Origin of the sequence: Paracoccus lichenicola (assembly GCF_009708075.1) — a bacterium.
GTDB classification, from domain to species: Bacteria; Pseudomonadota; Alphaproteobacteria; order Rhodobacterales; family Rhodobacteraceae; genus Paracoccus; species Paracoccus lichenicola.
On record NZ_WMBT01000006.1, the window covers coordinates 20342 to 44454 of the forward strand.

Annotated in this window: 26 protein-coding genes and 1 pseudogene; 14 read left to right on the forward strand and 13 right to left on the reverse strand. The window is 66.9% G+C overall.

Annotation, left to right across the window (positions count from 1 at the left end; translation table 11 throughout):
* Positions 1-8: 8 nt before the first annotated feature.
* The 6 genes from GIY56_RS11215 to GIY56_RS11240 all read right to left on the reverse strand — a co-directional run bounded on the left by GIY56_RS11215 (position 9) and on the right by GIY56_RS11240 (position 7555).
* Positions 9-3062, reverse strand: a complete 3054-nt coding sequence (locus GIY56_RS11215; protein WP_154764944.1) for an efflux RND transporter permease subunit — start codon at positions 3060-3062, stop codon at positions 9-11.
* A complete protein-coding gene (locus tag GIY56_RS11220) occupies positions 3059-4225 on the reverse strand; it encodes an efflux RND transporter periplasmic adaptor subunit (RefSeq protein WP_154764945.1) in 1167 nt (388 codons plus the stop codon). The genes GIY56_RS11215 and GIY56_RS11220 overlap by 4 nt, the downstream gene beginning before the upstream one ends.
* 78 nt (positions 4226-4303) lie before the next feature.
* On the reverse strand, positions 4304-5074 hold the full coding sequence (locus GIY56_RS11225; RefSeq protein ID WP_328288520.1) for a division plane positioning ATPase MipZ: 771 nt from the start codon (positions 5072-5074) through the stop codon (positions 4304-4306).
* Between the two features lie 78 nt (positions 5075-5152).
* A complete protein-coding gene (locus GIY56_RS11230; protein WP_154764946.1) occupies positions 5153-6073 on the reverse strand; it encodes a DMT family transporter in 921 nt (306 codons plus the stop codon).
* On the reverse strand, positions 6070-6654 hold the full coding sequence (locus GIY56_RS11235) for a peroxidase-related enzyme (protein ID WP_154764947.1): 585 nt from the start codon (positions 6652-6654) through the stop codon (positions 6070-6072). The genes GIY56_RS11230 and GIY56_RS11235 overlap by 4 nt, the downstream gene beginning before the upstream one ends.
* A gap of 55 nt (positions 6655-6709) precedes the next feature.
* A complete protein-coding gene (locus GIY56_RS11240; protein WP_154764948.1) occupies positions 6710-7555 on the reverse strand; it encodes a LysR family transcriptional regulator in 846 nt (281 codons plus the stop codon).
* 98 nt (positions 7556-7653) lie between these two features.
* Between GIY56_RS11240 and GIY56_RS11245 the strand changes: the two genes are divergently transcribed.
* The 10 genes from GIY56_RS11245 to rpmE all read left to right on the forward strand — a co-directional run bounded on the left by GIY56_RS11245 (position 7654) and on the right by rpmE (position 13596).
* Positions 7654-8241, forward strand: coding sequence for an FMN-dependent NADH-azoreductase (locus GIY56_RS11245; protein WP_154764949.1), 588 nt, complete (start codon positions 7654-7656; stop codon positions 8239-8241).
* A 127-nt stretch (positions 8242-8368) separates the two neighbouring features.
* On the forward strand, positions 8369-8764 hold the full coding sequence (locus tag GIY56_RS11250; RefSeq protein WP_154764950.1) for an energy transducer TonB: 396 nt from the start codon (positions 8369-8371) through the stop codon (positions 8762-8764).
* Positions 8765-8934: 170 nt separating this feature from the next.
* Positions 8935-9195, forward strand: a complete 261-nt coding sequence (locus GIY56_RS11255) for an energy transducer TonB family protein (RefSeq protein ID WP_154764951.1) — start codon at positions 8935-8937, stop codon at positions 9193-9195.
* 162 nt (positions 9196-9357) lie between these two features.
* Positions 9358-10854, forward strand: coding sequence for a signal recognition particle protein (ffh, locus tag GIY56_RS11260; protein ID WP_154764952.1), 1497 nt, complete (start codon positions 9358-9360; stop codon positions 10852-10854).
* Complete coding sequence (locus GIY56_RS11265) at positions 10854-11171, forward strand: chorismate mutase (RefSeq protein WP_154764953.1); 318 nt, start codon at positions 10854-10856, stop codon at positions 11169-11171. Before ffh ends, GIY56_RS11265 begins: the two co-directional genes overlap by 1 nt.
* A 42-nt stretch (positions 11172-11213) precedes the next feature.
* Positions 11214-11570, forward strand: a complete 357-nt coding sequence (rpsP, locus tag GIY56_RS11270; protein WP_154764954.1) for a 30S ribosomal protein S16 — start codon at positions 11214-11216, stop codon at positions 11568-11570.
* 47 nt (positions 11571-11617) lie between these two features.
* Complete coding sequence (gene rimM / locus GIY56_RS11275) at positions 11618-12118, forward strand: ribosome maturation factor RimM (RefSeq protein WP_154764955.1); 501 nt, start codon at positions 11618-11620, stop codon at positions 12116-12118.
* On the forward strand, positions 12111-12983 hold the full coding sequence (gene trmD, locus GIY56_RS11280; protein ID WP_154764956.1) for a tRNA (guanosine(37)-N1)-methyltransferase TrmD: 873 nt from the start codon (positions 12111-12113) through the stop codon (positions 12981-12983). Before rimM ends, trmD begins: the two co-directional genes overlap by 8 nt.
* On the forward strand, positions 12980-13363 hold the full coding sequence (rplS, locus tag GIY56_RS11285; RefSeq protein WP_154764957.1) for a 50S ribosomal protein L19: 384 nt from the start codon (positions 12980-12982) through the stop codon (positions 13361-13363). Before trmD ends, rplS begins: the two co-directional genes overlap by 4 nt.
* Positions 13364-13374: 11 nt before the next feature.
* Positions 13375-13596, forward strand: a complete 222-nt coding sequence (gene rpmE, locus GIY56_RS11290) for a 50S ribosomal protein L31 (RefSeq protein WP_154764958.1) — start codon at positions 13375-13377, stop codon at positions 13594-13596.
* Between the two features lie 131 nt (positions 13597-13727).
* Here rpmE and GIY56_RS11295 read toward each other — a convergent pair whose 3' ends face one another.
* Positions 13728-15686, reverse strand: coding sequence for a protein meaA (locus GIY56_RS11295; protein ID WP_154764959.1), 1959 nt, complete (start codon positions 15684-15686; stop codon positions 13728-13730).
* 208 nt (positions 15687-15894) lie between these two features.
* On the opposite strand from GIY56_RS11295, the gene ccrA reads away from it, so the two are divergent.
* Positions 15895-17187: a crotonyl-CoA carboxylase/reductase gene (gene ccrA, locus GIY56_RS11300; protein ID WP_154764960.1), complete on the forward strand. Its 1293-nt coding sequence runs from the start codon at positions 15895-15897 to the stop codon at positions 17185-17187.
* Positions 17188-17258: 71 nt separating this feature from the next.
* Here ccrA and GIY56_RS11305 read toward each other — a convergent pair whose 3' ends face one another.
* A complete protein-coding gene (locus GIY56_RS11305) occupies positions 17259-17462 on the reverse strand; it encodes a hypothetical protein (protein WP_154764961.1) in 204 nt (67 codons plus the stop codon).
* Between the two features lie 174 nt (positions 17463-17636).
* Entirely contained in the window at positions 17637-17843 is a 207-nt protein-coding gene (locus GIY56_RS11310) for a hypothetical protein (RefSeq protein WP_154764962.1), read from the reverse strand.
* Between the two features lie 89 nt (positions 17844-17932).
* Between GIY56_RS11310 and GIY56_RS11315 the strand changes: the two genes are divergently transcribed.
* Positions 17933-19456, forward strand: a complete 1524-nt coding sequence (locus tag GIY56_RS11315; protein ID WP_154764963.1) for an ATP-dependent DNA helicase — start codon at positions 17933-17935, stop codon at positions 19454-19456.
* Between the two features lie 69 nt (positions 19457-19525).
* On the opposite strand, the gene GIY56_RS11320 is transcribed toward GIY56_RS11315, so the two are convergent.
* Both GIY56_RS11320 and GIY56_RS11325 read right to left on the reverse strand, forming a co-directional pair.
* A complete protein-coding gene (locus tag GIY56_RS11320; protein WP_154764964.1) occupies positions 19526-20314 on the reverse strand; it encodes an EcsC family protein in 789 nt (262 codons plus the stop codon).
* Between the two features lie 88 nt (positions 20315-20402).
* A pseudogene (locus GIY56_RS11325) lies at positions 20403-20876 on the reverse strand (GNAT family N-acetyltransferase); the annotation flags it as partial.
* A gap of 123 nt (positions 20877-20999) precedes the next feature.
* Between GIY56_RS11325 and GIY56_RS11330 the strand changes: the two are divergent.
* Both GIY56_RS11330 and GIY56_RS11335 read left to right on the forward strand, forming a co-directional pair.
* Positions 21000-21602, forward strand: a complete 603-nt coding sequence (locus GIY56_RS11330) for a flavin reductase family protein (protein WP_154764966.1) — start codon at positions 21000-21002, stop codon at positions 21600-21602.
* The gene (locus tag GIY56_RS11335; protein ID WP_154764967.1) at positions 21599-22132 is read left to right on the forward strand and encodes an adenine phosphoribosyltransferase; all 534 of its coding nucleotides are present in this window, start codon (positions 21599-21601) and stop codon (positions 22130-22132) included. Before GIY56_RS11330 ends, GIY56_RS11335 begins: the two co-directional genes overlap by 4 nt.
* Positions 22133-22173: 41 nt before the next feature.
* On the opposite strand, the gene GIY56_RS11340 is transcribed toward GIY56_RS11335, so the two are convergent.
* Together GIY56_RS11340 and GIY56_RS11345 are read right to left on the reverse strand one after the other, a co-directional pair.
* Positions 22174-22701, reverse strand: coding sequence for a YjgN family protein (locus tag GIY56_RS11340; RefSeq protein WP_154764968.1), 528 nt, complete (start codon positions 22699-22701; stop codon positions 22174-22176).
* Positions 22702-22706: 5 nt separating this feature from the next.
* Entirely contained in the window at positions 22707-24104 is a 1398-nt protein-coding gene (locus GIY56_RS11345) for an FAD-binding oxidoreductase (protein WP_154764969.1), read from the reverse strand.
* Positions 24105-24113 lie beyond the last annotated feature (9 nt).

Consider the following 24113-nt stretch of genomic DNA (forward strand, 5'->3'; position numbering starts at 1 on the left):
GCAAAAACCTACTCCGCCGCCTGCCGGGGCTGGTTCAGCCCCACTCGCCGCCCCACCCAGCCGGTCAACCGCCCCTGCCCGCCGTGGATCAGCGAAAACAGCGCCGGCACGAACAGCAGCGACAGCACGGTGGACAAAAGCAGCCCCCCGATCACCGCGATCGCCATCGGCGCGCGGAACTCGCCGCCCTCGCCGGTCGCCAGGGCCGAGGGGATCATGCCCGCGCTCATGGCGATGGTGGTCATGACGATGGGGCGGGCGCGCTTGTGGACGGCGTCCAGGATGGCGTCGCGTTTCGCTACGCCGCGCTCGATGGCCGACAGCGCGAATTCCACAAGCATGATGGAATTCTTGGTGACGATCCCCATCAGCATCAGGAAGCCGATCACCACTGCCATGCTGATGGAATTGCCCGTGACGAACAGCGCCAGGATCGCGCCGCCGATGGCAAGCGGCAGCGACAGCAGGATCGACACCGGCGTGATGAAGTTGTGGAACAGCAGCACCAGCACGACATAGACCAGCATCACCCCCGCGCCCATGGCGGTGCCGAAGGCGCCGAAGACCTCGCTCATGATCTCGGCGTCGCCCGAGGGCTGGATGCGGGTGCCGGGCGGCAGTTCGATCCGTCCCTGCAAGGCGGCCACCTGCGCGCTGACGGGGCCAAGCAACTGCCCGTCGGCCAGGTTGGCGCTGACCGTGGTCTGGAACTGGCGGTCGTATCGCCCGATCTCGGTCGCGCCCGCCGACAGGCTGACATCGGCCACGGCCCCCAGCGGCACCTGCCCTTGGGTCGAATTGACCCGCAGGTTCTGCACCGTGACCAGATCGGCGCGGGCATCGGCATTCAGCCGCACGACGATGGGGATCTGTTCGTCGCCCGCATTGAACTTGGCGAGGTTCGCTTCGACATCGCCCAAGGTGGCCACCCGCAGCGTGGTCGCCATGTCGCTGGCCGAGACGCCCAGTTGCGCCGCCACGTCCGCGCGCGGCGTGATCTGGATTTCGGGCCGTTGCAGGCTGGCCGTGGTGGTGACGCTTTCCAGCGACGCCAGCCCCGACATGGCGGCGGCCAGGCGTTCGGCGGCCAGCGCCGCGCCGTCCTCGGTCGTGCCCAGGACGTTGATGGTCAGGTCGTTCTGGCCGTTCTCGTTCTGGAAGTTGATGCGCATGTCGGGCGTATCCGCCAGACGGGCCTTCAGATCCTCCTCCAGCACGAACTGGGATCGTTCGCGCGTTTCCTTCTTGCCATAGTTGATCATCGCCCGCGCCTCGGTCACGTCGGAACCGTCGCTGTAGACGAAGACCGACTGCACCTCGGGCACCTCGTCAATCTGCGCGGACAGGCGGCGGGCGGCGTCCTCGGTCTCGGCGATGGTGGCGCCGGGGGGCAACTCGACCTCGATCTGGCTGCGGCCGATGTCCGAGACGGGGATGAACTCGGTGGGCAGCAGGGTTGCCGAATAGATGGAGGCGGCAAAGATCCCCAGGCCGGTCAGCAGCGTCAAGCCGCGATGGCGCATGGTCCAGCCGACGATGCGCATCAGGTTGCGCATCACGAAACCGTCGCGCTGCTCGGTCCCATGCACCGTGCCGCGCATCAGATAGGCCGCCATCATCGGCGTGATGATCCGCGCCACCAGCAGCGAGAACAGGACCGATACCGCCACCGTCAGCCCGAACTGCTTGAAATACTGCCCCGGGATGCCGCCCATGAAGCTGACCGGGGCAAAGACCGCGACGATGGAAAAGCTGATCGCGATCACCGTCAGCCCGATCTCGTTGGCGGCTTCCTCGCTGGCCTCGTAAGGGGGCACGCCCATGCCGATGTGGCGGACGATGTTCTCGATTTCCACGATGGCGTCATCGACCAGGATGCCGGTGACAAGGGTGATGCCCAGCAGGCTGATGCCGTTGAGCGTGAAGCCCAGCCAATCCATCACGAAGAATGTCGGGATGATCGACAAGGGCAGCGCCACGGCAGCCACCAGCGTGGCGCGCCAGTTGCGCAGGAACAGGAAGACCACGACCACCGCCAGGGCCGCGCCTTCGTACAGCGTTTCCATCGCGCTGTGATAGCTGGCCTCGGTATAGGTCGTCGCGTCGTCGATCAGGGTGATGCGGGCGTTCGGGTAACGCTCGCCGATCTGCGCCAGGCGTTCCTTGGCCGCGTCGCCCGCCGCGAGATCCGAGGCGCCGGTGGTGCGGTAGATGCCGAAGGCCACGACCGGCTGGCCGTCCAGCAGGGCGAAGCTGCGTTCCTCGGCCGGGCCGTCGAGGACCGCGCCCAACTGGTCCAGCCGGATCGTGCGGCCATTGGCGATGGTGATCGGCGCCCCGGCCAGTTGCTCCACGCTGTCGGCCGCGCCCAGGGTTCGGATGGAATATTCGCGTCCCGCCAGATCGCCGCGCCCGCCGCCCAGGTCGATGTTGCGCGCTCGCAACTGGTTCGACACATCCGCCGCCGTCAGGCCATGCGCCAGCAGCCGGTCGGGATCCAGGTCCACCTTGATCTCTCGCGCGGCCCCGCCGATGCGGGTGGTCTGGCCGACGCCATCGACGGTGGACAGTTCCCGTCCGATCACGTCGTCCACGAACTTGGACAGCGATTCGATGGATTGGGTCGGGTCGCTGACGGCATAGGTCAGGATCGGCATCCCCGTCACGTCCAGCCGCCGCACCAGCGGCTCGCTGATGCTTTCGGGCAGTTGCTGGCGGACGTTGGACACCGCGTCCTTGATGTCGTTCACGGCCCGGTCGCTGTCGGTCTCCAGCTCGAATTCGACCACGATCTGCGCCGTGCTGTCGGTGGCGGTCGCCGTGATGTGGCGCACCCCGGTGACGGAGGCGATGCTGTCCTCGACCGGCTGGATCACCTGCGTGGTCAGTTCCGACGGCGCGGCGCCCGGCTGGTCGATGGTGACCTGCACGATGGGCAGGTCGATATTGGGCATCGCCGTGACCGGCAGGCGGGTGAAGCTGTAAAGGCCGACGATCACCAGCACCAGAAAGACGGCGATGGGCGGGACCGGATGGCGGATCGACAGGGTGGAAAAGTTCATGGTCCCGCCCCCGATGCCGCGACGGGGCGGACCTGGTCGCCGGTGCGGAAGAACGCGCCCGACCGGGCGATGACGGGTTCGCCGGGGGCGAGGCCCTCGACGATCTCGCGCCGTCCGTCCCACAGCAGGCCCGCCCGAACGGGGCGGGTGTCCACCGTGCCATCCTTGACGACCTGCACGCGTTCGCCGCTGTCATCCGCCAGGACCGCCCCCGCGGGAACCGTCACCGCCTGCCGCCGGTCGGTGACGACCCACCCGCTGGCGAATTGACCGATCCTGATCCCTTCGCCCCTGTCCAGGCTGATCCGCATCACCCCCAGCCGTGTCACCGGATCGACGGCTGCCGGAACCAGCCGCACCCGTCCCGGCACCGCGCCCGCGCCTGCCACGGTGATTTCGGCCGGGTCGCCGACCTTCAGGCGGCCAAGCGCGGTTTCGATCACCTCGGCCGACATTTCCACCGCGCCGTCGGCCAGCAGGACGAACAGCGGATCCCCGCCGCCGCCCGCCAAGGCGCCCAGTTCCGCGTTGCGTGTCACCACCACCCCCGCCACCGGGGCGATGATGGCGGCGCGATCCAGATCCAGCTGCGCGATCCGACGCGCGGCCTCGGCCTGGGCCAGGGCGGCGCGGGCCACGGCCAGCCCGTCGGCGGCGGATGCCGCCTGGGCGCGGGCATTGGCCTCGGCGGCCACGGCGTCGTCCAGGGCGGATTGGGATACGGTGCCCCCCTGGCGCAACTGGCGCACCCGTTCCAGGGTGGTCCGGGCCTGCGTCAGCAGGGCGGCCGCGCTGTCGATGGTGCTTTGCGCCTGGCCCACGCCCGCCTCGGCCCGCAGGTATTCGGCGCGGGCCTGTTCCAGTTGGGCGGCCAGCGTGTCGGTGGACAGGCGGGCCAGAACCTGGCCCTTGGCCACGCTGTCGCCCGCCTCGGCCAGGATGTCGGTGATCTCATGGCCCGAGACCTGGGGAAAGACCTGCACAAGCTGGCGCGCGACGATGCTGCCCGACACGGGGACGCGGGCCTGGACCTCGGTCACGGCGGCGGCCTCGACCGTGACCGAGGGGGCGAGGGGCGCGCGGGCCTCGGACGCGGCTGCGGGTTCGTTGGCCGACGCGGCCAGCGGCATCATCAAGGCAAGAAGGATCGGAACGATACGCATGTGTCAGCCGCCATGATGACCCCGGGATGCAACATAGTTGCTGAAGCGGGCGGCAACAACGCGCCCGTTTGCCGCTGCCTAGAAGTTGACCGCCACGCCCGGCAGGTTCAGTTCCGTGATCAGGTCGCGCAGTTCCTGCCGCGCGGCGATGTTCGACATGGACAGCTGTTCGGTGCCGATGTCCTTCAGATCCAGCAGGGTCAGCCCGCGCGGGAACAGTTCGCGGAAGATGACGCGTTCCGAAAACCCCGGCGCCACGCGAAAGCCGATGCGTTTGGACAGCGCTTCCAGCGCGCCGCCGACCTTGCGCTTGTTGTGCATCGCCTGGGTGCCCAACCGGTTGCGCAGCACCAGCCAGTCGATCGGTCCCGCCCCCGCCTGCGCCCGCATCTGCCGCGCGGCCCAGACCATCTCGGCATAGATCGAGGGTCCCTGGATCTTGCCCTCTGGCGACAGGCGGGCCAGCAGGTCGAAATCGACGAAGCTGTCGTTCATCGGCGTGATCAGCGTGTCGGCCAGGGTATGGGCCATCTGGCTCAGCCTGGTATGCGAACCGGGGCAGTCCAGCAGGATGAAGTCGCAGGTCTTCTCCAGGTCGGTCAGGGCGGGCGTCAGCGGGTCGCTGCCCTCGCCCATGGCGCCGATCACGGGCATGGGCAGGTCCAGCCCCTCGCGCGCGGCGAAATGGGCGCGGTTTTCCAGATACCGGCCGAAACTGCGCTGGCGCACGTCCAGATCCAGCCCGCCCACGCGGTGGCCCATGCGCACAAGGGCGGTCGCCACATGCATCGAGGTGGTGGACTTGCCCGACCCGCCCTTTTCGTTGCCCACAACGATGATATGCGCCACGAAGCCGCCCCTTGCCGTCCCTTGTCCGGGGCGAAGCCTAAAGGGGGCACGGGGCGAAGAAAAGCGCCGCCGCGCCCATCAGGCCGCGCGCACCGGACCGCGCGCCGGTTCGTCCGATTTCAGCAGCAAGGCCAGCGCCCCCAGGATGGCCACGATGCCGGGCAGCACCATCACGCCCGGCAACCCTTGGCCCAGGGCGGCCTCCAACCCGATCACCCACAGCGGCGTCAGATAGGTATAGGCCATGACCTTGGCGGCGGGCAGGCGCAGCGCCGCATATTGCACCAGCATCGTGCTGAAGGCGCTGGCGAAGACCGCCACATAGAAGATGGTGATCCAGACGATGGCGGGCAGCGCCCCCCAGGCCGTCGCCGTCAGCGCGCCCCATCCCCAGACCGCCGTCAGCATCCCGCCCGCGACCAGCGTGCCGAGGGAGGAGATCAGCGGCCCCTCGCCCCGGTTCAGCTTGCGGACCAGCGGCGTGTAAAGGGCGTGCAGCGCGCAGCCCATGACATAGATCGCCTCGCCCCGCCCGATCTCCAGCCGCAAAAGCGCCGCCGGATCGCCGCGAAAGATCACCCACAGCGCCCCCGCCCCGCCCAGGGCCAGCGCCAGGGCCAGATGCCCGGTCATCCGCTGCCGCAGAAGCAGCCAGGCAAAGCCCGCCGCCATGACCGGCGTCAGGGTAAAGACCGCGCTGGCGGCCACGGCGGGGGCGGTCTTCAGCCCCTCGAACATCAGCACGAAATAGCCCGCGAAGGCCGCGCCCAGCAGAAGGTAGCGCCAAGGCGATTCCAGCAGCGCGCGCGGCCTGCCCCGGCCGGGCACCAGGGCCGCGATCCCGGCCAGAACGCCCGCCGCGATGACGAAGCGCGCTACCGTGATCGCCGCCGGGTCGATCAGGTTCGCGGCGCGCACCCCCAGCGAGAACGACCCGGCCACAAGGGCCGAGAACAGCCCCATCGCGGCATGGCCGCGCAGGGCATCGGTCCGGGTCATTGCGAAACCGGCGCTTGGCGGCCCAGCATGTAGAATTCGTCGTTGGCGCGGAAATCTCCGGCATTGGCCATCCGGTTCGACATGCCGAAAAAGGCCGCGATGGCGCCGATGTCCCAGATCTCGTCCGCGTCAAACCCCGCGTCGCGCAGCGCCTGATGATCCGCATCGGCGATCTGATGGGCCGCAACCGTCACCTTCTCGGCATAGGCCAGCATGGCGCGCTGCCGGTCGGTCAGATCCGCCTTGCGCCAATTGACCGCCACCTGGTCGGCGATCAGCGGGTTCTTGGCCCGGATGCGCAGGATCGCGCCATGGGCCACCACGCAATACTGGCAGTTGTTGATGCCGCTGACCGCGACCACGATCATCTCGCGTTCCGCCTTGGTCAGGCCGGTGTCCTTCTCCATCAGCGCCTGGTGATAGGCGAAGAAGGCGCGGAATTCGTCGGGCCGGTGGGCCAGCGCCAGAAAGACATTGGGCACGAAGCCGGATTTCTCGGCCACGGTGGCAATGGCCTCGCGCATGTCGTCGGGCAGGGTTTCCAGATCGGGCACGGCAAAGCGGCTGATGGGATGGGTCATGGCGGGTTCCTCCTGCCGCGCAGCTTGGCCTGCGGCTTGCAGGCTGTGAAGGGGGTCAGGCGCCCCGCAGCGCGGTGACGGCCGCCTGGACCTTGGGCGAACGGTGCAGATCGACATGCGTGACCAGCCACAGCCGCGATTCCCATTCGGGCAGGGCCATCACCTCGACCAGCCCTTCGGCGCGCGACGGCGACAGGGGACCGATGGCAAGGCCCGCGCGGATCACCGCCTCGCGCGCGGCCTCGTCATTGGCGGTCAGCACGATCCGGGCCGGGTCGATCCTGCCGTGCAGCCAGCGCATCAGCGGCGCATTGCGCGCCTGCGGTCCCAGCAGCGCCAGCGGATGCGCGGCGATGTCCGTCACCGCGCCATGCGCCGCGATGTATTCGGGCGCGGCATAGACCGGATGCCGCAGCGTTCCCATGGGACGCACGACGTAATCCGGCTCGGACGGCTGGCTGCCCGCGCGGATCGCCACATGCGCCTCGCCCGCGTCCAGGCGGAACAGGCGCACGTCGGTGACATAGTTGACCCGCAGCCCCGGATGCCGGCGCATCAGCCGGATCAGCCGGGGCATCACCACATCGGCCAGTTCCGGCAAGGATGTCACGACCAGCTCGCCCTCGATCCGGTCGCCCCCGCCCGCGATCTGCGAGGCCAGCTGGGCAAAGCGTTCGTCGGCCTCGCCCGCGACCTTCAGCATGGCCTGACCCGCCTCGGTCAGGGCATAGCCGCGCGGATGGCGCTGGAACAGCTTGACGCCCAACTGCGCCTCCAGCCCGTCGATGCGGCGGATCACGGTGGCGTGGTGGACGCCCAGCGTTTCGGCCGCGGCACTGACCGTGCCGCTGCGCGCCACGGCCAGCGCGATGCGAAGATCGTCCCAACTGTCGAAATTCATGTGCATCCCCGCACAGAGACTGCGCGTTTATCGCCATTCCGTTCGCCGGGGCATAGCCCTAAATCATCACCAACGCACCAAACCCGAACGGACCTGCCATGAACATCCTGCATATCGACAGCGCCATCACCGGCGATGCCTCGGTCTCGCGCAAGCTGACGGCCGACATCGTGGCCAAGCTGACCGCCGCCAACCCCGAGGCGAGCGTCACCTATCGCGACCTGAACGAGGGCGTGCCCGCCATCGACACCGACTGGTTCGCCGCCGTCCGCATGGCCCCCGAAAACCCCACGCCCGAACAGCAGCGCCTGATCGACATCTCGGACGCCTACCTGGCCGAGGTTCAGGCCGCCGACGTTCTGGTGATCGGGCTGCCCGTCTATAACTTCACCCTGCCGGCGCAGGTGAAGAACTGGCTGGACCAGATTGCGCGGGCCGGAAAATCTTTCCGCTATACCGCCGAGGGTCCCGAGGGCCTGCTGAAAGGCAACCGCGCCATCATCGCCTATAGCGCGGCGGGCACGCCGATGGGGTCGGAATTCGACCATGCCTCGGGCTATCTCCGCTTCATGCTGGGTTTCCTGGGGATCACCGACGTGGACTTCGTGGCCGCCGACCGCCTGGCCATGGACCGCGAGGCGGGCCTGGCCCGCGCGCAAGAGGCGCTGGAAAACCTGGCCGCCTGAAGCTGCGATATTGCAGGGCCGCCACAAGGCCGGCCCTGCCTTGTGTTTTAACGATTACCGCGTGGCGGCGATTTACGAGTTGGTGATACATATCCGATAAGGTTCGGACACCGAAACGGATATCACCATGTTTTCCAGATTTCTTGCCGCCATCGCGATTTTGCTTGCCGTCACCCTGGCCATGCCCGTGACGGTGCAGGCGCAAGGCCCCTCGGTCGCCCAGGCTCCGCAGAATGCGCGCCAATGGAACGCGATGCTCCGGCAGGAAATCCGGCGCTCGTTGCGCCGCTCCGACACCGCGCTGAACACGACGGGCGGCAACGCGCGCAGGTCGGGCGCCGTGGCCCTGATCATCACGCGCGACGGGCGCGTTTCGGATGTCGTGATCCTGCGGTCCAAGGGCAAGGCGATGGATGCGGCCTATGTCCGCAGCTTCTCGAACATGCGGCTGCCGCCTTTCAGCCCGGACATGCAGGGCGATGCCATCACCGTATCCTTTGAAATCGGTGTGAAGCCGGGGTGATGGCGATGCCTGTTCCAAGAAATCGCGCTATTCCGCCGATGCTGGCCTTGCTGACCATGCTTGCATGTCTCGGCCTCACCCTGCCTGCCACGGGACCGGCCCTTGCCCAAGGCACATCCTTCGGCAAGGTGGAACGTGAAAGACCGACGGACAGGCAGGAATGAGCGTCCTTGCTGCACCGGAATCTCCTCCGACAGATCCATGTCGGCGGCGTGGAGGAGGGCACGCCCCCTCATCAGGTGATCGCCAGGTTGACCGTCACGCCCGGGGGAGAGATCACCGACATCAGGCTTGAACGCGCCTCTGCATATCCTCAAGTGAACCAGGCCGTTCTTCGCGTCATTCGCAACGCCCAGAAACAACCGCCCTTCACTCCGGACATGCCCGACCGGCCGCTGGAATTCCGCTTGCCGGTGAACATCAAGCCGTGATGACCCACGGCCCGCGTTGACTCGCGGGCCATTCTTTTGTATCAGCCCCTGGATTCCCGGAAGGACTGTCCCTTCCGGTCCCCGTCCATCACGGGGATCGCCCCCCGTCAGCGCGTCGCGCCCACGGGGGCCAACCTGTTTTGGACCGAAGGAGGCCCGGCGATGTTCGAGAACCTTTCCGACCGTTTGGGCGGCGTCTTCGACCGGCTGACCAAGCAGGGGGCGCTGACCGAGGACGACGTGACCGCCGCCATGCGCGAGGTCCGCGTGGCCCTGCTGGAGGCTGACGTTTCCCTGCCGGTGGCGCGCAACTTCGTCAAGGCCGTCACGCAGAAGGCCACCGGGTCTGCCGTCACCAAGTCGATCACCCCGGGCCAGCAGGTCGTCAAGATCGTCCATGACGAGCTGATCAGGACCCTGCAAGGCGAGGATGCGCCCGACGCGCTGCGCATCGACAACCCGCCCGCGCCGATCCTGATGGTCGGCCTGCAAGGGTCCGGCAAGACCACAACCACCGCGAAGCTGGCCCTGCGCCTCAAGGAGCGCGAGAAGAAGCGCGTGCTGATGGCGTCGCTCGACACCAACCGCCCGGCGGCGATGGAGCAGCTTGCGATCCTGGGCCAACAGATCGGCGTCGATACCCTGCCCATCGTGCCGGGCCAGACCGCCCCGCAGATCGCGAGCCGCGCGAAACAGCAGGCGGCGCTTGGCGGCTATGACGTGGTGATGCTGGACACCGCCGGGCGTCTGCACATCGACCAGGCCCTGATGGATGAGGTCCAGGCCGTCCGCGACATCGCGCAGCCGCGCGAAACGCTGCTGGTCGTCGATGGCCTGACCGGCCAGGACGCCGTGAACGTCGCGACCGAGTTCGACGGCAAGGTCGGCATCTCGGGGGTGGTGCTGACGCGGATGGACGGCGACGGGCGCGGCGGCGCGGCCCTGTCGATGCGCGCCGTCACCGGCAAGCCGATCCGCTTCGTGGGCCTTGGCGAAAAGATGGACGCGCTGGAAACCTTCGACGCGCAGCGCGTCGCGGGCCGGATCCTTGGGATGGGCGACATCGTGGCCCTGGTCGAGAAGGCCCAGCAGGTGCTGGAGGTCGAGCAGGCCGAGCGCATGATGAAGCGGTTCCAGAAGGGGCTGTTCAACATGAACGACCTGAAAGGCCAGCTGGAACAGATGCAGAAGATGGGCGGGATGCAGTCCATCATGGGCATGATGCCCGGCATGGCCAAGATGGCCAAGCAGGCCGAGGCCGCGGGCATGGACGACCGCGCCATCGCCCGGCAGATCGCGCTGATCAATTCCATGACGAAAAAGGAACGCGCCAATCCCGACATGCTGCAGGCCAGCCGCAAGAAGCGGATCGCGGCGGGCGCGGGCATGGAGGTGTCGGAACTGAACAAGCTGCTGAAGATGCAGAAGCAGATGGCCGATACGATGAAGAAGCTGGGCAAGATGGGCAAGGGCGGGATGCTGAAGCAGGCCATGCGCGCCATGACCGGCAAGGGCGGCGGGCTGCCCGACATGGAAAACTTCGACCCCGCCAAGATGGCCGAGGCGCAGAAGATGCTGCAGGATCCGCGCGGCCTGGGCGGCCAACTGGGCAAGGCCGGTCTGCCCGGCGGCTTGTCGGGGCTGTTCGGGAAGAAATGATGGACGCCGCCACAGATAACGCGACCGATCCCGTCGCCCGCGCGGCAGACCTGCTGCGCGACCACCGCGCCAGCATCGACCGGCTGGACGCGATCCTGGTCTATACGCTGGCCGAACGCTTCAAGCACACCCAATCCGTCGGCCGTCTCAAGGCCCGACACGATCTTCCGCCGTCCGACCCTGCCCGCGAAGCGCAGCAGATCGAGCGGCTGGAACGCCTCGCGCGCGAGGCCGACCTGGACCCGGACTTCGCGCGCAAACTGCTGAACTTCGTGATCGCCGAAGTGATCCGGCATCACGAAACCTTCCAATCCTGAGGGGCGCCTGCCCCGCACCCGCCATTCACAAGGAGAATCCCAATGGCAACGAAAATCCGTCTGGCCCGTGGCGGCAGCAAGAAGCGCCCGCATTACGCCATCGTCGTGTCCGACTCGCGGATGCCGCGCGACGGCCGCTTTCTGGAAAAGCTGGGCACCTACAACCCGCTGCTGGCGAAAGACAGCGAAGACCGCATCAAGCTGGACCTGGACCGCGCCAAGCATTGGCTGGACCAAGGCGCGCAGCCGACCGACCGCGTGGCCCGCTTCCTGGAAGCCGCGGGCGTCCGTGAAAAGGCCACGCGCGCCAACATGAAGAAGGCCGAGCCGGGCAAGAAAGCCACCGCCCGCGCCGCGGAAAAGGTCGCGAAAGCCGCCGCCCCCGCCGAGGCCGAATAATCACGACGGGCGGGGGCAACCCCGCCCTTTTCCATCAAGGGGACCGCATGTCACAAGACCGCATCTGCGTGGGCGCGATCGCCGGGGCCTTCGGGGTCGGTGGCGAGGTGCGGCTGAAAAGCTTTTGTGCCGAGCCTGCGGACATCGCGAAATACACCCCCCTGACGACCGAGGACGGCACCCGCAGCTTTACCGTCAAGCTGACCCGCCCCGTCACCGGCGGCCTGGGCGCGCGCCTGTCGGGCGTGGCGACGCGGGAAGATGCCGAGGCGCTGCGCGGCACGACCCTGTGGGCGCCGCGCGCCGCTCTGCCCTCGTTGCCCGACGACGAATTCTATCACGCCGACCTGATCGGGCTGGAGGTCGTTGATCCCGGCGGCGCCGTCCTGGGCCGGGTCCGCGCGATCTTCGACCACGGCGCGGGCGACATCCTGGAGGTCGTGGGCACCAAGGACGTGCTGCTGCTGCCCTTCACCCGTGCCGTCGTGCCCACCGTCGATCTGACGGCGCGCCGTATCGTCGCCGACCCCCCTGCCACCGATGAGTGACCAGCCCAAGTCCCACGGCCGCTTGTCCATCACCCCCAGCCTGCGCCCGCGCGAGCTGATGGCGGAACCGCAGGTGCAAGGCGCCTGGACCGCCAGCATCGTCACCCTGTTCCCCGAGGCCTTTCCCGGCATCCTGGGCCTGTCGCTGACCGGCAAGGCGCTGGCTCAGGGGCTGTGGAACCTGCGCACCATCCCCCTGCGCGACTTCGGCATCGGCCGCCACCGCAACGTCGATGACACGCCCGCGGGCGGCGGCGCGGGCATGGTGATCCGCGCCGACGTGATGGACGCCGCCCTGCGCGAAGCCCGGCAAGGCCTGCCCCGCCCGGTGATCTACATGTCCCCGCGCGGTACCCCCCTGACGCAAGCCCGCGCCCGCGACCTGGCGGGGGGCAACGGCGTCACCCTGATCTGCGGCCGGTTCGAGGGCGTGGACCAGCGGGTGCTGGACGCCCACGACATCGAGGAAATCAGCATCGGCGATTATGTCCTGACGGGCGGAGAGATCGCCGCTCAGGTCTTGATCGACGCGACGGTTCGCCTTATACCGCGCGTGCTGGGGAATCACGACTCTCTGGCCGAGGAATCCTTTTCCATCGGCAACAGGGGGCTTCTGGAAGCCCCCCAGTTCACGAAGCCCGCCCAATGGGAAGGCCGCGAGATACCGGAGGTTCTGCTGTCCGGCAATCACGCGGCCATTCATCGTTGGAGGGCCGGTGAGGCCGAAAGGCTGACCAAGCAACGCCGCCCCGACCTGTGGCGGGCATACCAGGACGGTATGGACCCGGCAAAGGACCGACAGCTCTCGGGCGCATCAGACCAATCGCGGAACCACCGCGAGCATGACAAGGAACCCAGGCGATGAACCTGATCGCAGAACTCGAAGCCGAGCAGATTGCCTCGCTCGGCAAGACCATCCCGGACTTCAAGGCCGGCGACACCATCCGTGTCGGCTACAAGGTGACCGAAGGCACGCGGTCGCGCGTCCAGATGTACGAAGGCGTGTGCATCGCGCGCAAGGGCGGCGCCACCATCGCGGCCAGCTTCACCGTGCGCAAGATCAGCTTTGGCGAAGGCGTGGAACGCGTGTTCCCGCTCTATTCGACCAACATCGATTCGATCGAGGTCGTGCGCCGCGGCAAGGTCCGCCGCGCCAAGCTGTATTACCTGCGCGACCGTCGCGGCAAGTCGGCCCGTATCGTCGAGAAAACCAACTATCGCCCGCTGTCCGACGCGAAAGCCTGAGGGATCATCCGATGAGAAAAGACATTCATCCCGATTACCACGCCATCGAGATCAAGATGACCGACGGCACCACCTACCAGACCCGCTCGACCTGGGGTTCGGAAGGCCAGACCATGACGCTGGACATCGACCCGACCGTGCATCCGGCCTGGACCGGCGGTTCGGCCAAGCTGATGGACACCGGCGGCCGCGTGTCGAAGTTCAAGTCGAAATACGCGGGCCTCGGCTTCTAAACAGCCCTGCCCCGAAATCGCGAAACGCCGCCCCGACCGGGCGGCGTTTTGCGTTGCAGGGTAGAATGGGGGCGCTGCCCCCGTCCCTGCGGGACTCCCCCGGGATATTTCGACAAAGGTGAATGGCAGCGTCAAGCCGCCTCGACGCTTGGCTCGACCAGGGCCACGATGTCCATCATGATCGCGTTCAACTGGAAATCCTTGGGCGTATAGACCCGCGCCACCCCCATCGCCTGCAACCGGGCCGCGTCCTCGTCGGGGATGATGCCGCCCACGATCACCGGGACATGATCCAGGCCCGCCGCGCGGATGCGGGCCATCAGATCCTCGATCAGCGGCAGGTGGCTGCCCGACAGGATCGACAGGCCCACGACATGGGCGCCTTCCTCGGCCGCGCGGGCCACGATCTGCTCGGGCGTCAGGCGGATGCCTTCATAGGTGATGTCCATGCCGCAGTCCCGCGCGCGGAAGGCGATCTGTTCGGCGCCGTTGGAATGGCCGTCCAGGCCCGGCTTGCCCACCACGAACTTCAGCCGCCGTCCCAGGCGGGCGCTGACGGCATCGACGGCCTCGCGGATCTCCTCCAGCCCCTCGGTGCGGTTCGACGGATTGGCCGACACGCCGGTCGGGCCGCGGTATTCGCCATGCACCTGCCGCATCACGCCCGCCCATTCGCCGGTGGTGGCGCCTGCCTTGGCCGCCGCGATGGAATGGGGCATGACGTTTTCCCCCCGCCGCGCCGCGTCGCGCAGCGCGCCAAGGGCCAACTGCACCGCGCCTTCGTCCCGCGCCGCCCGCCACGCCTGCAACCGGGCGATCTGGTCCTGTTCCACCGCAGGATCCACGACCATGATCCCGCCGTCGCCCGCCGTCAGGGGCGAAGGCTCGCCCCCCTGCCAGCGGTTCACGCCCACCACGACGGTTTCGTTCGTCTCGATCCGTCCCAGCCGTTCGGCGTTCGATTCGACCAGCCGCGCCTTCATGTAGTCGATGGCGGCGATCGCCCCGCCCATGTCGTCCAGCAGGCGCAACTCGTCGCGCGCGCCCTGCTTCAGTTCCTCGACCTTGGCCGCGATCACGGGGTTGCCGTCGAACAGGTCGCCGTATTCCAGCAGGTCCGTTTCATAGGCCAGGATCTGCTGCATCCGCAGCGACCATTGCTGGTCCCAGGGGCGCGGCAGGCCCAGGGCCTCGTTCCAGGCAGGCAACTGCACGGCTCGTGCCCGCGCGTTTTTCGACAGCGTGACGGCCAGCATCTCCAGCAGGATGCGGTACACGTTGTTTTCGGGCTGCTGTTCGGTCAGCCCCAAGCTGTTGACCTGCACGCCATAACGGAAGCGGCGGTATTTCTCATCCGCGATGCCGTAGCGGTCGCGCGTGATCTCGTTCCACAGTTCCGTGAACGCCCGCATCTTGCACATCTCGGTGACGAAGCGGATGCCCGCGTTCACGAAGAAGCTGATGCGGCCCACCATTTCGGGGAAGGTATCGGACGGAACCTTGCCCTTCAGGTCGTCCAGCACGGCGATGGCGGTGGCCAACGCATAGGCCAGTTCCTGCTGCGGCGTGGCGCCGGCTTCCTGCAAGTGATAGGAACAGACGTTCATCGGGTTCCACTTGGGCAGGTGTTCCCGCGTATAGGCCGCCACGTCCGTGATCATCGCCAAGGACGGCTTGGGCGGGCAGATATAGGTGCCGCGCGACAGGTATTCCTTGATCAGGTCGTTCTGGACGGTGCCTTGCAGCTTGGCGATGTCCGCGCCCTGCTCCTCGGCCACGGCGATATACAGCGACAGCAGCCAAGGGGCCGTCGCGTTGATCGTCATCGAGGTGTTCATCTGTTCCAGCGGGATGCCGTCGAACAGCGTGCGCATGTCGCCCAGATGGCAGACGGGCACGCCGACCTTGCCGACCTCGCCCCGCGCCAGCACGTGGTCGCTGTCGTATCCGGTCTGCGTGGGCAGGTCGAAGGCCACCGACAGGCCCGTCTGCCCCTTGGCCAGGTTGCCGCGATACAGCGCGTTCGATTTCTCGGCCGTGGAATGACCCGCATAGGTGCGGAACAGCCAGGGTTTGTCCTTCTGCGCCATCGTCGCCTCGCAACAATATTTCTGACAAAAAAGCGATACCGAAACAAACATGCGCCGTCAATTCGCCGCAGTGCGGCAACGGCACGCAAACGTCGGACATTTTATTGCCGGTTGCAGTCCGAAGTTGTTGCAATCTTGCGCGGTCATCATTTACCTCTGGAACCGGACAGCGGCGATTCTGCGCCGCAGCAGATGACAGGAGACATTGATGGCCCTAGATGCCCCCACCCCGATTGCCCCCTATGACGCCCCCGTCAAGGATCTGTACGACATCGGAGAGATGCCGCCCCTGGGCCATGTGCCGGCAAGGATGCACGCCTGGGCGATCCGCCGCGAACGCCAGGGCGAGCCTGACAAGGCCATGCAGCTCGAGGTCGTGGAAACCCCCAGCATCGACAGCAACGAGGTGCTGGTCCTGGTGATGGCGGCGGGCGTCAACTACAACGGCATCTGGGCGGGTCTCGGGATACCCGTCAGCATGTTCGACGTGCACAAGCAGCCTTATCACATCGCCGGGTCGGACGCCTCGGGGATCGTCTGGGCGGTGGGCGACAAGGTGAAACGCTGGAAAGTCGGCGACGAGGTCGTGGTCCATTGCAACCAGGACGACGGCGACGACGAGGAATGCAACGGCGGCGACCCGATGTATTCGCCCACGCAGCGCATCTGGGGATACGAGACGCCCGACGGCAGCTTCGCCCAGTTCACCCGCGTCCAGTCCCAGCAGCTGATGCCCCGCCCCAAGCACCTGACATGGGAGGAATCGGCCTGCTATACCCTGACGCTGGCCACTGCATACCGGATGCTGTTCGGGCACGAGCCGCACGAGTTGAAGCCCGGCATGAACGTGCTGGTCTGGGGCGCGTCCGGGGGCCTCGGGTCCTATGCGATCCAGCTGATCAACGCGGCGGGCGGCAACGCCATCGGCGTCATCTCCGAGGAGGACAAGCGCGACTTCGTGATGGGCCTGGGCGCCAAGGGCGTCATCAACCGCAAGGAATTCAATTGCTGGGGGCAGCTGCCCACCGTGAACACCCCCGAATACAAGGACTGGTTCAACGAGGTCCGCAAGTTCGGCAAGGCCATCTGGGACATCACCGGCAAGGGCAACAACGTCGACATCGTCTTCGAACACCCGGGCGAGGCCACTTTCCCGGTCAGCACCTTCGTCTGCAAGAAGGGCGGCATGGTGGTGATCTGCGCAGGCACCACGGGTTTCAACTGCACCTTCGACGTGCGCTATCTGTGGATGCACCAGAAGCGCATCCAGGGGTCGCATTTCGCGCATCTGAAGCAGGCGTCGGCGGCCAACAGGCTGATGCTGGAACGCCGCCTGGATCCCTGCATGTCCGAGGTGTTTCCCTGGGCGGAAATCCCGGCGGCCCACGTCAAGATGATGAGGAACCAGCACAAGCCCGGCAACATGTCGGTGCTGGTCCAGGCGCCCACGACCGGGCTGCGCACCTTCGAGGACGCGCTCGAAGCCGGTCGCAGGATCTGACGCGCCGCGGCAAGGGACGGGACTGCCCGGCGGGCGGTCCTTGTCCCGTCAAGGCCGCGCGACAGGCCGCGTCAGATCCGGGCCTCTCGCTGGTCGATCGTGCGGCATTTCCATTCCCGCACGGTTTCATGGGGGTGGGCGTCAATCCATTCGGCAATCTGTTGCTGGCCATGCACCATGCAGGCCATCAGGTTCGTCTCGACAAAGAGCAGCGCGCGGTCCTGGCACCTGTCAGGATCGGTGGACAGGCAACTGACAAACAGCAATTCGATCATCGGATCATCCTTTCCCGTCTTCGGTTCGACCTCCCGTCAATGAAGGTAGGGGATGATTCTCATGACGGCGTGATTCCCGCGTGAATCCGCGCCGTGATGCAGGAAGGGCAGCACAATTGGACAAGGGCCGGACCGATCTGGCGCGGCTTTGATCAGGATGACGACCGCTTCGGTTCAGATCGGAATGTCGGTCTGTTCCGCGCGGCGGCATTTCCAGGTTTTCACCTGATCGCGGGGATGGGTCTCGACCCATCGGGCCAGTTCGTTCTGGCCTTCCAACATGCAGGTGAAAAGGCCGTTCTGTTCCTCGAACAGCAGGCTGTGTTCGGTGCAGCGTTGCGGGTCGGCGATCAGGCAGGTGACAAAGAACAACTCGATCATCGCGCGTTCCTTTCGACGATCCTTCATACACGCATGGGCGGGCAAAAAGTTGCATGGGCAATCGCCGCGCCGCGCGTTAGAGGGGTGGAATGACCGCCCCCGCCCCCACCCTGTCCCCCGACCAGGCTGAAGCCTGGGACGCCCTGGCCGAGGCCTTCGGCGCGAACGGCATCGACCTGATCGCCCGGGACCTGGCCCCGCCGCAGCCCGGCAAGGGCCGGGTCATGGCGGTGATCGGCAAGGCCGGATCGGGTAAGACGCTGCTGTTGTCGCGGATCACCAAGGCCCTGCGCGAGGCGGGGGTCGAGATCGTCAGCGGCGATTACGAAGGCCGCCGCCGCAAGGACCGGCGCAGCGTGGCGATCCTGGCGCCGACGAACAAGGCGGCCTTCGTGCTGCGGATGCGCGGCGTGCCCGCGACGACGATCCACCGGATCCTTTACACCCCCGTCTATGATCCCGAATACGAAAAGCTGGCGGAATGGCTGTCCGGCACCGGCGACCGGCCCGCGGTCGAGGGGATGACGGACATCGCCCTGGACCGGGCCAAGTCATTTTATGACCAGCACACCTCCATTCCAGGCGCCCTGGCGGCGGCGGGCCTGCGCGGATCGGATTTCATCCGCGGCTGGAAACGGCGCGAGGATGCGCTGGATGTGGGGCTGATCGACGAGGCGTCCATGCTGGATGAAAAGCAGCTCGAGGATCTGCGCGAGATCTTTCCGCTGCTGGTGCTGTTCGGCGACCCCGCGCAGTTGGCCCCCGTGGGCCAGTCGGGCGAGATGGTGTTCGACAAGCTGGCCCCGTCGCAGCGTCTGGTCCTGAACCGGATTCATCGCCAGGCCGACGACAGCCCGATCCTGGATCTGGCCCATGCGCTGTCCGACGACGCGCTGTCCTTCGAGGGCTTTGAAAGCCTGATCCGCAAGGCGGCGCGAGGCGACGACCGGGTGGTCTGGGCGGAACGGGTGGAAAGCGACCTGATGGCGCGCAGCCCGGTCTTGGTCTGGCGCAATGCCACCCGGATCCGGCTGATCCACGCCTTCCGTGCGGCCTATGGCGCGCCGGGCGACGCGCTGCTGCCCGGAGAGCCGCTGATCTGCGACGGGCTGGAACTGCCGCTGAAGCACCGCAAGAAGCGCATCGACCTGGAAGCGCGCGGGCTGATCAAGGGCGCGCAGGTGGTTTACCTCGGCCCCGGCCGAAAGCCCGGCTTTTCGCGCCTGCACGTGATCGGGGCCGAGGATCCGCGCCTGTCGGCGGCCAGCATCGTCAAGATCGAACTGCCGGACGAGGACGAACCCTTCATTCCCTTTGCCGCCCGCATGGGCGCGACCTTCCTGCACGGCGCGGCGGTGACGATCCACAAGGCGCAAGGCTCGCAATGGCCCGATGTGCAGGTCTTTGGTCCAGACATCGCGGCGGCCGCCTGGTCCAACCGGTCCGAGGCGGGGATCCCCCTGTGGAAGCGGCTGGCCTATGTCGCGATCACGCGGGCGCAGGAACGGCTGCTGTGGGTGACCAAGGCGCGGCTGGCCCGGCCATCGGCGCCACTGGGGACGGACGACCTGGACGTGCAGGTCGCCATGGAACTGGCGGCCGAGGAGGATTAGCGTCCCGCGGTGGCCGGGGGCGCTTCGCCCCCCGGACCCCCCGAGGATATTTAGGCAAAGGTGAAAGAGTCAGCGTGCCGCCCTGCGATGGTCCAGGCGGTCGATGGAGAGGCGCAGCGCCTCGATCAGGGCCTCTTTCGGGATGCCGGTTTCGTGCGACAGCCGGATGATGCCGAAATGGACGCGGGCCAGTTCCTGGTAATACCGCGTGAAGGTGTAGTTGATCGACGCGCCCACCACGGCGCCGAAGATGGGCGCGGCCTGGGCGGCCAGTTTCTGGCCCATCGACACCGACAGGCGCGGCGCGACCTTGCTGATGAGGCCCTGCACCGTCTGGCCCGTGACCGACATGCGCGCGGCCAGCAGGCCCAGGTCGGTCGCGTCATCCTCGGCCATCGGGCCTGCGGCGGCGAAGATGCGCAGGCATTCCATCCGCACCTCCTCGCTGTCGGGATCGAGGCCGTGTTCCACGGCGATGTCCAGCATGGCGCGCAGCAGCAGCGTGATCGTGAAGGGCAGCTCGATCATGGCGCCCGCGAAGCCGCCCACGCCCCCCGCCGCCCCGCTGACGGTCGAGGCCATGCGGTTGAACCAGTCCCCCCGGTCGCGCACCATCTTGCGCGAGGTGGTGGCCGCCGCGAAGGCCCGGTTCAGCGCCGCGCGGGTGATGCGGTCCATCCGGTTGCGCACGAAGCCGGGCAGCTTTTCGATCAACCCCTCGGCGCTGTTGCCGACGACCGACATGATCTCCATCCCCAACCCGCCGGCATCCAGGTATCGCCGCGCCAGACGGTCGATCTGGGCGTGGACGGAAGGGTCATTGATCGGCGGAAGCACCAGTTGCGGATTGGTCGGCATCGCTATCCTCTTTCGGGTGATCGACCGTGACGCAGGCCGACAGGTCCTTGGCGCCGCGCGATATTCCTGCCGCAGCGGGCAGCGTTTCGCGCGTCACCGGTCCCGCCACGTCAACCCAGGCCCCGGGCCGAAGTTCCAGCCCCAGCACGCGCGCGGGGTTGGTGGGCGGCGGCATGACGACATCGTCCAGCCGCGCAAAGCCGAAGCGGCCGTAATAGGGCGCGTCCCCTACCAGCAGCACCCGGTCCCAGCCAAGCTTGCGGGCGCGGGCCAGGCTGTCGCGCATCAAAAGGCCGCCCAGGCCCTCGCCCTGGGCGGTCGGATGGACGGCGATCGGTCCCAGCAGCAGCACCGGCCGGCCCCCCACGCGCACCGGCCAGAAGCGGATCGCGGCCAGCAGGATGCCGTCGGCGCGCAGCACCAAGCACAGGTCGGCCACCTTGGGCACCCCGTCCCGCAACCGATAGGACGACAGCGCGGTCCGCCCCGGCGCGAAGCACAGGTCGTAAAGCGCCTCGACCTCGGGTTCGTCGGCGGGCGTTTCGGGGCAGATCTCGTACATCGCGCCTCCTGTCCTATGGGCGGGCCTTAGCATGGGCTTGCCGGTGATGAAACATCCCGGGGCATTGCGGCGCGGCGCGGCAGATGGCAGGTTGTGCGCGCATGAACCCACAGGAGGCCCGCGATGTTCTACCGCCCCGAAAACGGCCACGGGCTGCCCCACAACCCCTTCAACGCCATCGTCGCGCCGCGCCCCATCGGCTGGATTTCCACGCGCGGATCCCAGGGCGACAACCTCGCGCCCTATTCGTTCTTCAACGCGGTCGCTTACGTGCCGCCGCAGGTGATGTTCGCGTCCACCAGCGCCAAGCCGGATCGCAACGGCACCAAGGACAGCGTGGCGCAGATCATCGAATCGGGCGTCTTTTGCGTCAACATCGCCACGGGCGACCTGCGCGATCAGGTGAACGCCAGTTCCGCCCCCCTGCCCGCCGGCACCGACGAGTTCCAGGCCTGCGGCATCGCCGCCGCGGAATGCGAGACCATCGCCTGCCCGCGCGTGGCGGGCGCCGCCGCCGCGCTGGAATGCCGGATGACCCGCGTCCTGCCCCTGGCGGGCGAGGCGAATTACGTCGTCTTCGGCGTGGTGACGGGGGTGCATCTCCGCGACGATTGCGTGGTGGACGGCCGCTTCGACCCGCGCGCGGCGGGCGGCTGGCTGGCGCGGCTTGGCTACAAGGATTATTGCGCCGTCACCGAGTTGTTCCAGATGGACCGCCCCGTATGAGTTTGAACGTCAAGAACTATATCCGAACCATCGCCGATTTCCCGCACGAAGGGATCCTGTTCCGCGACGTGACCACGCTGTTCGCGGACGCGCGCGGCTTCCGCATCGCGGTGGATCAACTGCTGGCCCCCTATGCGGGCGCGCGGATCGACAAGGTCGTGGGGTTGGAGGCGCGCGGCTTCATCCTGGGCGGCGCGGTCGCGCATCAGCTCTCCACCGGCTTTGTCCCGATCCGCAAGAAGGGCAAGCTGCCGGGTGCGGTGATTTCCCAAGCCTATCAGCTGGAATACGGCGAGGCCGTGGTCGAGGTCCATGACGACGCCTTGAAACCGGGCGAGCGGGTGCTGATCGTGGACGACCTGCTGGCGACGGGCGGAACAGCTGCGGCGGGGATCAGTCTGTGCGAAAGGCTGGGGGCGAAGGTGGTGGGCTGTGCGTTTGTCATCGACCTGCCGGATTTGGGCGGACGAAGGGTGCTGGAAGGGTTGGGGCATGAGGTTCATGTCTTGTGCGGGTTCGAGGGGGAATGACCTGTTCGACCTTAAGTCCGTGATGAGAGCAAACGCTCAAATCAGGCTTTATCAAGCTTTGCCAGAAGACTAGTGAGGTTGTCGAATGACGCTTTTAGCTCCTCTAAGGTGTCTTTCGTGAGTTGGTGCTTGAAGGCTTCCAAACCCATTTTTAGTCTTTGTGCTGCCAAATTCCTCTGGGGATTTTTGTCTCCCAACATTTTTGCAATTTCTTCTGTCTTACTGATGGCAGAATTAATCGTTTGGGTTAATCCAGATCTAAAATTTTCCTTTAGATCATCATCTTGTATAAGATGATGGAGAAATACGTGTATTACCCCCATTTCCAGCGCCAGATCAATTTGAAGACCAAGTGTTGTTATCTTAACCGCTTCCCTAGAATCGCGGGCAGTGAAATACGCATTTATATTCGCAACTATGGCACCAAGAGCGATACCCAGTATCGTCCCGGACAATGCCTTTTGGTTGCTTCCAAGTTCTCGGAAGAAGCCACCTCCCCCCATGACTATGAAAACCGCTAAAGCACAAACACCCAAGAGAAATAGCAACCAAGCAAGACGCATATTCATCGCTATTAACCTAATATGACGCCCGGATTCATGATCCCCGCCGGGTCCAGCGCGTCCTTGATCGCGCGCATCGCGGCCAGCCGCGCGGGATCGCCCCATTCGGCCAGCTCCGCCGCCTTCAGCCGCCCGACCCCGTGTTCCGCCGAGAACGACCCGCCGCGCGCCACGACCATCTCGTGCACCGCCCGCGACAGGGCACGCCGAACCCCGTCATAGGCGTCGCGGGTCTTCCCCTGGACCGGGAACAGGTTGAAATGCAGGTTGCCGTCGCCCAGGTGGCCGAAGCAATTGATGCGCAGGTCCGCCATGCCCGCCAGCACCGCGCTGCAATCGCGGATGAAGCGGGCGATTTCCGACAGGGGCAGGCTGATGTCGTGGCTGGCGATGGCGCCGATGTGGCGGTTGGCTTCGGGGATGGTTTCGCGGATGGCCCACAGATCGGCGGCCTGCTGGCCGGACCGGGCGATCACGCCGTCGTGGACCAGGCCCGCCTCGGCGGCGTCCGTGAACAGGCCCTCAAGGGCGGCGTCGGCGGAAAGGCCGGAAGGCAGGCCAACCTCGATCAGGACCAGCCAGTCGGGGCAATCGGCGAAGGGTTGGCGCAGGTCGGGGAAGGCCGCGTCCAGGAAGCGCAGCCCCTCGCCCGAGATCAGCTCGAAGGCCGTCACGCCGCCCGCCATCCGGGCCTGCGCCAGCGACAGCAGGGTCAGCGCGGCCTCGGGCGATTCCACGACCAGCATGGCGACTCCGATTTCGGCAGGCACCGGGGCCAGCACCAGGGAGGCGGCGGTGATGATGCCCAACGTGCCCTCGGCCCCGATCAGCAGGTCGCGGATGTCGTAGCCGGTGTTGTCCTTTCGCAGGCGCTTGAGGTCATGCATGACCTGGCCCTGCGGCAAGACGGCCTCGACCCCCAGGCACAGGGCGCGAGCGTTGCCGTAGCGCAGCACGTTCACCCCGCCCGCATTGGTGGCCAAGACGCCCCCCAACTGCGCCGTTCCGCCCGAGGCCAGCGCCAGGGGGAACTGCCGCCCGACCTTGGCTGCGGCATCGCGCACCTGGTGCAGGGTGGCGCCCGCCTCGGCCACGATCACGCCTTCCTCGGGGTAAACCGCGCGGATGGCGGTCATCCGTTCCAGCGACAGCAGCAGGGGCATGGTGCCATCAGACATCACCTGCCCGCCCACCAGGCCCGTGCCGCCGCCGCGCGGGACGATGGGCACGCCCGCATTGGCGCAGGCGCGGACCACCGCCGCGACCTCCTCGACCGTGCGGGGGGCCGCGACCAGGCCCGCCCGGCCCTTGTAGCGGCCGCGCGGTTCTTCCAGATAGGCAGGGCCGATCTCCCGCAGCACGCCGAGGGGCAGCAGGGGGGCAAGGGCATCGGTGGCGTCGTTCAGCATCATTTCCCC

What these genes read in the sequence shown, in the direction of transcription:
- GIY56_RS11220 (WP_154764945.1), bottom strand. Translation starts at nt 4,225, where the DNA reads ATGCGTATCGTTCCGATCCTTCTTGCCTTGATGATGCCGCTGGCCGCG.
- rpsP (WP_154764954.1), top strand. Translation starts at nt 11,214, where the DNA reads ATGGCAACGAAAATCCGTCTGGCCCGTGGCGGCAGCAAGAAGCGCCCG.
- GIY56_RS11335 (WP_154764967.1), top strand. Translation starts at nt 21,599, where the DNA reads ATGAGTTTGAACGTCAAGAACTATATCCGAACCATCGCCGATTTCCCG.
- GIY56_RS11345 (WP_154764969.1), bottom strand. Translation starts at nt 24,104, where the DNA reads ATGCTGAACGACGCCACCGATGCCCTTGCCCCCCTGCTGCCCCTCGGC.
- GIY56_RS11310 (WP_154764962.1), bottom strand. Translation starts at nt 17,843, where the DNA reads ATGATCGAGTTGTTCTTTGTCACCTGCCTGATCGCCGACCCGCAACGC.
- ccrA (WP_154764960.1), top strand. Translation starts at nt 15,895, where the DNA reads ATGGCCCTAGATGCCCCCACCCCGATTGCCCCCTATGACGCCCCCGTC.
- GIY56_RS11330 (WP_154764966.1), top strand. Translation starts at nt 21,000, where the DNA reads ATGTTCTACCGCCCCGAAAACGGCCACGGGCTGCCCCACAACCCCTTC.
- GIY56_RS11315 (WP_154764963.1), top strand. Translation starts at nt 17,933, where the DNA reads ATGACCGCCCCCGCCCCCACCCTGTCCCCCGACCAGGCTGAAGCCTGG.
- trmD (WP_154764956.1), top strand. Translation starts at nt 12,111, where the DNA reads ATGAGTGACCAGCCCAAGTCCCACGGCCGCTTGTCCATCACCCCCAGC.
- GIY56_RS11265 (WP_154764953.1), top strand. Translation starts at nt 10,854, where the DNA reads ATGGACGCCGCCACAGATAACGCGACCGATCCCGTCGCCCGCGCGGCA.
- GIY56_RS11305 (WP_154764961.1), bottom strand. Translation starts at nt 17,462, where the DNA reads ATGATCGAATTGCTGTTTGTCAGTTGCCTGTCCACCGATCCTGACAGG.
- rpmE (WP_154764958.1), top strand. Translation starts at nt 13,375, where the DNA reads ATGAGAAAAGACATTCATCCCGATTACCACGCCATCGAGATCAAGATG.
- GIY56_RS11230 (WP_154764946.1), bottom strand. Translation starts at nt 6,073, where the DNA reads ATGACCCGGACCGATGCCCTGCGCGGCCATGCCGCGATGGGGCTGTTC.
- GIY56_RS11250 (WP_154764950.1), top strand. Translation starts at nt 8,369, where the DNA reads ATGTTTTCCAGATTTCTTGCCGCCATCGCGATTTTGCTTGCCGTCACC.
- rplS (WP_154764957.1), top strand. Translation starts at nt 12,980, where the DNA reads ATGAACCTGATCGCAGAACTCGAAGCCGAGCAGATTGCCTCGCTCGGC.
- rimM (WP_154764955.1), top strand. Translation starts at nt 11,618, where the DNA reads ATGTCACAAGACCGCATCTGCGTGGGCGCGATCGCCGGGGCCTTCGGG.
- GIY56_RS11215 (WP_154764944.1), bottom strand. Translation starts at nt 3,062, where the DNA reads ATGAACTTTTCCACCCTGTCGATCCGCCATCCGGTCCCGCCCATCGCC.
- GIY56_RS11235 (WP_154764947.1), bottom strand. Translation starts at nt 6,654, where the DNA reads ATGACCCATCCCATCAGCCGCTTTGCCGTGCCCGATCTGGAAACCCTG.
- GIY56_RS11245 (WP_154764949.1), top strand. Translation starts at nt 7,654, where the DNA reads ATGAACATCCTGCATATCGACAGCGCCATCACCGGCGATGCCTCGGTC.
- ffh (WP_154764952.1), top strand. Translation starts at nt 9,358, where the DNA reads ATGTTCGAGAACCTTTCCGACCGTTTGGGCGGCGTCTTCGACCGGCTG.
- GIY56_RS11240 (WP_154764948.1), bottom strand. Translation starts at nt 7,555, where the DNA reads ATGAATTTCGACAGTTGGGACGATCTTCGCATCGCGCTGGCCGTGGCG.
- GIY56_RS11320 (WP_154764964.1), bottom strand. Translation starts at nt 20,314, where the DNA reads ATGCCGACCAATCCGCAACTGGTGCTTCCGCCGATCAATGACCCTTCC.
- GIY56_RS11340 (WP_154764968.1), bottom strand. Translation starts at nt 22,701, where the DNA reads ATGAATATGCGTCTTGCTTGGTTGCTATTTCTCTTGGGTGTTTGTGCT.
- GIY56_RS11295 (WP_154764959.1), bottom strand. Translation starts at nt 15,686, where the DNA reads ATGGCGCAGAAGGACAAACCCTGGCTGTTCCGCACCTATGCGGGTCAT.